The 7,049-nt window shown below is 45.6% G+C and carries 7 protein-coding genes and 1 pseudogene; all 8 read left to right on the forward strand.

Annotation, left to right across the window (positions count from 1 at the left end):
* Nucleotides 1–357 precede the first annotated feature (357 nt).
* Nucleotides 358–567: pseudogene (locus tag J0895_RS26955) on the forward strand (PAS domain-containing protein); the annotation flags it as partial.
* Between the two features lie 132 nt (nucleotides 568–699).
* Complete coding sequence (locus J0895_RS25855; RefSeq protein WP_242541193.1) at nucleotides 700–882, forward strand: hypothetical protein; 183 nt, start codon at nucleotides 700–702, stop codon at nucleotides 880–882.
* The gene (locus J0895_RS10510) at nucleotides 863–1,270 is read left to right on the forward strand and encodes a response regulator (protein ID WP_207088050.1); all 408 of its coding nucleotides are present in this window, start codon (nucleotides 863–865) and stop codon (nucleotides 1,268–1,270) included. Before J0895_RS25855 ends, J0895_RS10510 begins: the two co-directional genes overlap by 20 nt.
* Entirely contained in the window at nucleotides 1,267–2,409 is a 1,143-nt protein-coding gene (locus J0895_RS10515) for a response regulator (RefSeq protein WP_207088051.1), read from the forward strand. Before J0895_RS10510 ends, J0895_RS10515 begins: the two co-directional genes overlap by 4 nt.
* Before the next feature lie 304 nt (nucleotides 2,410–2,713).
* Complete coding sequence (locus J0895_RS10520) at nucleotides 2,714–3,811, forward strand: diguanylate cyclase domain-containing protein (protein WP_207088052.1); 1,098 nt, start codon at nucleotides 2,714–2,716, stop codon at nucleotides 3,809–3,811.
* A 227-nt stretch (nucleotides 3,812–4,038) separates the two neighbouring features.
* Entirely contained in the window at nucleotides 4,039–5,379 is a 1,341-nt protein-coding gene (locus tag J0895_RS10525) for a hybrid sensor histidine kinase/response regulator (protein WP_207088053.1), read from the forward strand.
* A gap of 157 nt (nucleotides 5,380–5,536) precedes the next feature.
* Nucleotides 5,537–6,643, forward strand: coding sequence for a succinate dehydrogenase/fumarate reductase iron-sulfur subunit (locus tag J0895_RS10530; RefSeq protein ID WP_207088056.1), 1,107 nt, complete (start codon nucleotides 5,537–5,539; stop codon nucleotides 6,641–6,643).
* 5 nt (nucleotides 6,644–6,648) lie between these two features.
* Nucleotides 6,649–6,840, forward strand: a complete 192-nt coding sequence (locus J0895_RS10535) for a chlorophyll a/b-binding protein (protein ID WP_207088054.1) — start codon at nucleotides 6,649–6,651, stop codon at nucleotides 6,838–6,840.
* Nucleotides 6,841–7,049: the final 209 nt, after the last annotated feature.

The raw sequence follows: 7,049 nt of genomic DNA on the forward strand, positions 1-7,049 counted from the left end.
ATTGAGGAGGGGGAGCCAGAAATCTCCCAATTAGTAGTAAGGAGCTTTCTGCCTCTCGCTTCTTTTGAAAAGTGTCCGATTCATTTTTGTGGGGCAGATTTATACAGATGTTACCTTTGAAAGTGGGGGGTTAACCCTAGCCCTGTCAAGGTGGTAAATTTAATGACGAAAAATCGTTGTTTCATGTAGGGGTTTGGTCTCCAAACCCTCTGATCTGATGTAGGGGTTTGGTCTCCAAACCCTCTGATGTAGGGGTTTGGAGACCAAACCCTCTTGATGGCTCAAACCCCGCACCATTGACCTGGCAGACAATCCCGGATTACAATCCTTTTACAACGAGAAATCAGCGATCGCCGAATCGCCCAAGAAGCCCTCCGGCACAGCGAACAGAAATATCGAGCCTTAGTCGATGCCTCACAAGATGTCATCTGGTCGATAAATCTCCGGGGGTGCTATACTTTTTTTAATCCGGCAGTCCAAAAAATTTACGGTTATACTCCCACCGAAACCCTCGGCTGCAAATTAACTCAATTTGTCGCCCCAGAATACCGCAATCCGGAAATAAAGCTCCTGCAACGACAGATTTACCTCCTCGTCAATGCGATCGCCTTACGGGACTCGGAAGGGCGGATTCGCGGAGCAACCGGAACCCCCATCGATATCACCGAACGCCGACAGCAGGAAGAAGCCTTGCGAGCAATGGTAGAAGGCAGCGCTGCCGCTGCTGGCATGGAATACTTCCGCGCCAGCGTTCGGTCCATCGCCAACGTGCTGCAAGTCAAGTATGCCCTCCTCGTGGAATGTAGCAACGCGACCCAACATCGTGTCCGTTCCCTGGCCTTTTGGACCGGCAATAGCTGGAGTGAACCCATCTGCCTTTGAAGAAGACCGCCAACTGGTGCTTGCTGCCGGATGTAATGACTTTATTCACAAGCCTTTTCGCGAAGAAGTTTTGCTCTCCAAGGTCGGTGAGCATATAGGAGTACGATATATTTATGATGAGCCAATAGAGTCAGACTCTGACAACAGGTTTGAAGGAATACCGGAGGATTCATCCTTTATCCTGGATGCTCAATCTTTCCAACTCATGCCTCGTGATTGGCTGGTCCGCGTTTATGATGCAGCCTGCCAATGTAGTGATGATATGATTTTGGAGTTAATTGAGGAAATTCCCCCTGAGAATGCTCCTCTAGCAAAGGCACTGACGGAACTGGCAAATAACTTTCAATTGGAAAAGGTAATGGCACTTACGCAACAGGAGAAATCATGAATTCCGAACCCCTCGAACGTACCCACAAAGATATTCTGATTGTGGACGATACCCCCATCAATCTCCGAGTCTTGGCTAAAATTCTTAGCGATCGCGGCTATAAAGTCCGCAAAGCCCTGAATGGTCAAATTGCTCTGACCGCTTGTCAAAACCTGTTACCGGATGTCATTTTGCTCGATATTATGATGCCGGATATGGATGGCTATGAGGTCTGTCAACGGCTGAAATCTGACCCGAAGACTCAGGATATTCCCGTGATTTTTATCAGCGCCCTGGAGGATGAATGGGATAAAATAAAAGCGTTTAAAAGTGGGGGGTCTGATTATATTACCAAACCCTTTCAGATTGAAGAGGTGCTCGCCCGAGTTAAACATCACCTGACCATTCAAAAACTTCAATATCAACTCAAGGTCCAAAATGCAGAATTGCAAGCCTTAAATGCTCAACTGGTGCGGTCTAATCTGGAACTGGAGCAATTTGCTCATGTGGCGTCCCATGATTTACAATCTCCCCTCCAAGTGATTATTGGCAATGCCGATTTGCTCACCTGGAAATATGAAAATCAACTCGGACCCGATGGCGATCGCTATCTCACCAATATTGTCGAAGCTTCCGGGCGAATGACCCAACTGATTCAGGATTTACTGACCTATTCTAAAGTCGGCGTTCCTACCTCAAGGTTTGAATCGATTGATTCTAACTTTGTGTTAGAAGAAGCCCTGGCGAATTTAAGTAGTGAAATTTCCAAAAGTGGGGCAGTTATTACCCATTCGCACCTGCCAACCGTCAGCGGAAATGAGATTCAATTGATGCAGCTTTTTCAAAATATGATGGCTAACGCCATTAAGTTTAGACTCCCGAATGTTTCCCCCAAAATTGAGATTTCCTGTAATCTGAATAATCTAGAAGAATGGCAGTTTGAAATTCGGGATAATGGCATTGGCATGGACCCGGATCAAGGCGATCGCATCTTTGAGGCATTTTATCGGCTGCATTCCTACGATGAATATCCCGGGAGCGGCATTGGGTTAACCCTCTGCAAAAAAATCGTCGAACGTCACGGAGGAAAACTCTGGTTTGATTCCATCAAGGGGGAGGGGACCTCATTTTATTTTACCCTCCCTGCCCTAAAATCCTGAACCGACAAGGGTGATTGTTTGGGAGCGATCGATAATGCTTCGCATCCATTTGTTGATTTACGATTCAATTTATACCCTGTTAACCTTTACGAAAGATGACTTCTTAAGTTGAGCACCTGGACCAATCAATATTTTAAAAATGGGGAGATAGCCAGCATGAAAAAAACAACAACATTCAGGGGTATGCTATCACCGGCTTCAGCTATCCCAGTTCCCGTAAATCCAAAAGGCTTCAAACAATCTGCCTCCGTGCTAAATCGGCTCAATCCTGGACAGTTTTAATCATAAAAAGGATACACAAATTATGATTGAAAGATTAGATACCCCATGCAAAGGAAATATTTTACTCGTCGATGACACCCCGGATAATTTGCGGGTATTATCTTCTATTTTGACGAAGCATGGTTATTATCTTCGTAAGGCTTTGAATGGAGAAATGGCGATTACTGCTGCCCATGCCTTAATCCCGGATTTAATTCTCCTGGATATTAATATGCCATATATGAATGGGTATGAAGTTTGTACCGCTTTAAAACAATCAGAAAAAACTCAAAATATTCCAATTATTTTTATCAGTGTTTTAGATGATGTTTTGGATAAAGTAAAAGCCTTTCAAGTGGGTGGAATTGATTATATTACCAAACCATTTCAGCTAGAGGAAGTTATTGCTCGCATTGACAATCAACTAAAAATTCAACGATTGCAAGCGGAACTCCAAGAAAAGAATCGAATTTTAGCTGAAAGAAATCTCCTACTGATGCGGGAAATTGACCAGCGGAAAAATGCTGAAAATACTTTAAAAAAAGCTAATTATAAATTGCAAAAGCTGGCCTGTATAGACGGTTTAACTAAAGTTTCAAACCGTCGTAAATTTGATGAATATCTTAAAAAAGAATGGAAGCGCCTCGGGCTGGAAAATTATCCTTTATCCTTAATTTTATGCGATATTGACTATTTTAAAGCCTATAATGATACTTATGGTCATCCCGCTGGAGATGAGTGTTTAAAACAGGTTGCCCAAGCCATTTGTCAGGCGGTCAAACGTCCGGCAGATTTAGTGGCGCGCTATGGCGGCGAAGAATTTGCCGCCATCCTTCCCCATACCCATGGCAAGGGAGCCTTGTCCGTCGCCCGCAATATTCAGCGGGAAATCCAGCAGCTAGATATTAAGCATTCTGCGTCTGATGTCTGCGATATCGTGACCATCAGTCTCGGAATTTGTACCCTGATTCCTACGGGTAAAGAATCCCTTGAGACCCTGATTTTAAGCGCCGATAAAGCCCTCTATCAAGCCAAACAAACCGGGCGTAATTGCTATTGTACTTATCTCCCTCAACCCCAGGGCGAAGCCTTTAAATGTGGAAATTATCAATGCGAATCACTTGCACAAACATCAGGATAGGGCGTGATTTTATGACTATTTTATGAGATTCAGAAAAACCATAAGCCCGGGTGATACCCCTTTTTGTGCGGTCTTGACAGAGATGGGGCAAGAAATGCTGTTGTCTACCCTCTCATGTAATGGTTAGGGATTTGCCATAATCTCCTCGACAAAATCTTTAAAGTTTGATAGACTAAAGCGCATCAAGCTTTTCAAATTTTATTGATTGACCGAGCTTTTATAATCTGATGAATAAAAACAACACAAGCCCCGAACCTTCAGATATTCTGGTTGTTGACGATACCTCAGCTAATCTCCGGCTTTTGTCCATCATTCTCACCAGAAAAGGTTATCTGGTTCGTAAAGCCCTCACCCCTCATCTGGCACTCAATGCTGTAGAGCTAAGTTTACCTCACCTGATTTTGCTGGATATTAATATGCCAGAAATGAATGGTTATCAGGTTTGTTCCAAGCTGAAGGCAAATCCCAAGACTCGGGAAGTTCCGATTATTTTTATTAGTGCGATGGATGATGTTTTTGATAAAATCAAAGCCTTTGAAGTCGGGGGAAATGATTATATTACTAAACCCTTTCAAGAGGCCGAAGTTTTGGTGCGCGTGGAGCATCAATTAAAATTGCGATCGCTCCAAATGGAACTTTTGGACAGGAACCGGGTATTAGAACAAACTTTAACCGAACTTAAACAGGCCCAAAATCACATTATTCAAAATGAGAAAATGGTCAGCCTCGGTCAACTGGTGGCCGGAGTTTGCCACGAAATCAACAATCCTGTTAATTTTATTTATGGCAATCTAATTTATGTCAAAACTTATGTGAAGCAATTATTAGGGTTACTCCACGAGTATCGTCAAATGTTAGGCTCTATTCCCCCGGAACTTCAACAACTTGAAGAAGAAATAGAGTTAGAATTTCTAGTGGAGGATTTCCCCAAATTGGTCCTTTCAATGCAAGGGGGAGCCGAACGGATCCGCACCATTGTGGAATCTCTGCGAAATTTCTCCAGACTGGATGAAGCGGAACTCAAATCAGTGGATCTCCATGAAGGATTGGAGAGCACGTTAATGATGTTAGGGCATCGCCTAGAACGGAGTGACGATCGCCCGGGAATTACCGTCATCAAAAACTACGCTCAACTCCCCCTAGTCCGTTGCTATGCCGCTCAACTTAATCAAGTCTTTATGCATCTGCTCACCAATGCGATCGATGCCCTAGAGTCGGGATCTCGCCCTCCCCACTCCCTCCCAAATAGCCAAGACGAGGCAGCGATCGGCCCCGAACCTCCTGCCCCCACCATCTGGATTAACAGCGCACAGCCGACCGAAAACACCGTCACCATCTCCATCGCCGATAATGGTCCCGGAATGACCCGAGAATTACAACAACAAGCCTTTGACCCATTTTTTACCACAAAAGAAGTCGGATATGGCACCGGATTAGGATTATCCATTTCTTACCAAATTGTCGTAGAAGGACATGGGGGAACCCTCGATTGTCAGAGTTTGCCCGGAACCGGAACAACTTTTACCCTCGGACTGCCCATTCCATGTCGCCAAAAACCCCCAAAATAGCACGGATACCTCCCCCTTACAACAGTAGGTTTCCTCGTGAGGGGGCTTCAGCCGCGTCACGAGGACCCAGGGAGAAAAAATCACAGATCCTTATCCTGTGCAAATCAGCGTACAATATATAATCGAAGCAGTTCCCCGACGGGATTGGGTAGCCATCATGCAAGTTTTATTTAAAATCGTTCGCCAAAGCCAAAATACTGGCCCTCGGATCCAGACCTATCAACTCGATGTAGAACCGGGGAATACCATCCTCGATTGTCTAAATCGGATTAAATGGGAGCAAGACGGAACCCTCGCCTTTCGTAAAAATTGCCGCAATACTATCTGCGGCAGTTGCTCAATGCGGATTAATGGCCGTTCCGCCCTCGCCTGTAAAGAGAATATCGGCGCTGAAGTGGCCCGATTGAACCAAATCTCTCAACAGAGCACCGAAACCGAATCCGCCACCCGCGATCGCCAGCAAACCGAGAACCCGGCACTCAATGCCTTACCCGGCGCACCCCCAAGGGCGACTGCACCGGGAGCAATTCCAGAAATTACCATTGCGCCAATGGGAAATATGCCCGTTGTCAAGGATCTGGTGGTGGATATGCAGCGGTTTTGGAACAATCTCGAAGCCGTTGATCCCTATGTGAGTAATACTGCCAGGAAAATCCCCGAACGAGAATTTCTCCAAACTCCAGAGGAGCGATCGCGCCTAGAGGAAAGCGGCAATTGTATCCTCTGCGGTGCCTGCTATTCTGAATGCAACGCCGTTGAAGTCAACCCGAACTTTGTCGGTCCCCATGCCCTCGCCAAAGCCTATCGCATGGTGGAAGACGATCGCGACGACCAAACCGAATCCCGCTTACAAAACTATAACCAAGCTAACTCCGGGGTCTGGAGTTGCACCCGCTGCTTTTACTGTAATTCCGTTTGTCCAATGGGCGTTGAACCCCTGGATAAAATCGGTAAAATTAAGGACGAAATTCTCGAACGCACCGATGATCAAGCCAGTCGTTCCATTCGTCATCGCAAAGTCTTAATTGATTTAGTCAAAAAAGGCGGCTGGGTCGATGAACGCAAATTTGCCGTGATGGTTGTCGGTAATTTCTTCCGGGATATCAAAGGATTATTAAGCCTTGGCCCGGTGGGATTCCAGTCCATTAAACGAGGCAAAATGCCGTTAACGTTTGAACCGTCTGAAGGCACCAAAGAAGTGCGATCGCTGATTGAATCCGTTCAAGAACTCGAATCTAAATCCTCGAAAGCTCCTAAAAAATAACCCCAATGACTCAGCCAAAACCAACCCCTACCCCACCCCCCGTTCAAGATTTACCCGCCGAACCTGAACCGGCTTTTGGATGGACCAAATATGCAGAACGCATCAATGGTCGAGTTGCCATGATTGCCTTTCTCTCATTGCTCTTACTCGAAGCCTTCACCCATCAAAACCTGTTTACCTGGTTAGGATTGCGGTAATTTCATCCCGAATCAAGCCCACAGTTTGGGGAGCATCTCAATTTTGCCTAAAAACCGATCTGACCTCTCCCCCCTGCCCCCCTCCCCTGCAAGGGGAGGGGGAAATTAACGACTGAAGTTGTTACTACGAACCTATAAAAAGTAACGACTGAAGTCGTTACTACGAACTAAGAAGAACGACTGAAGTCGTTACTACGAACTTATGAAAA

It is taken from the genome of Phormidium pseudopriestleyi FRX01 (assembly GCF_017313335.1).
Taxonomy (GTDB): Bacteria; Cyanobacteriota; Cyanobacteriia; order Cyanobacteriales; family Laspinemataceae; genus Laspinema; species Laspinema pseudopriestleyi.

Bases quoted from the DNA above. Each gene is read 5' to 3' on its own strand.
- J0895_RS25855 (WP_242541193.1), top strand. From the start codon at position 700: ATGGTAGAAGGCAGCGCTGCCGCTGCTGGCATGGAATACTTCCGCGCC.
- J0895_RS10515 (WP_207088051.1), top strand. From the start codon at position 1,267: ATGAATTCCGAACCCCTCGAACGTACCCACAAAGATATTCTGATTGTG.
- J0895_RS10520 (WP_207088052.1), top strand. From the start codon at position 2,714: ATGATTGAAAGATTAGATACCCCATGCAAAGGAAATATTTTACTCGTC.
- J0895_RS10525 (WP_207088053.1), top strand. From the start codon at position 4,039: ATGAATAAAAACAACACAAGCCCCGAACCTTCAGATATTCTGGTTGTT.
- J0895_RS10530 (WP_207088056.1), top strand. From the start codon at position 5,537: ATGCAAGTTTTATTTAAAATCGTTCGCCAAAGCCAAAATACTGGCCCT.
- J0895_RS10535 (WP_207088054.1), top strand. From the start codon at position 6,649: ATGACTCAGCCAAAACCAACCCCTACCCCACCCCCCGTTCAAGATTTA.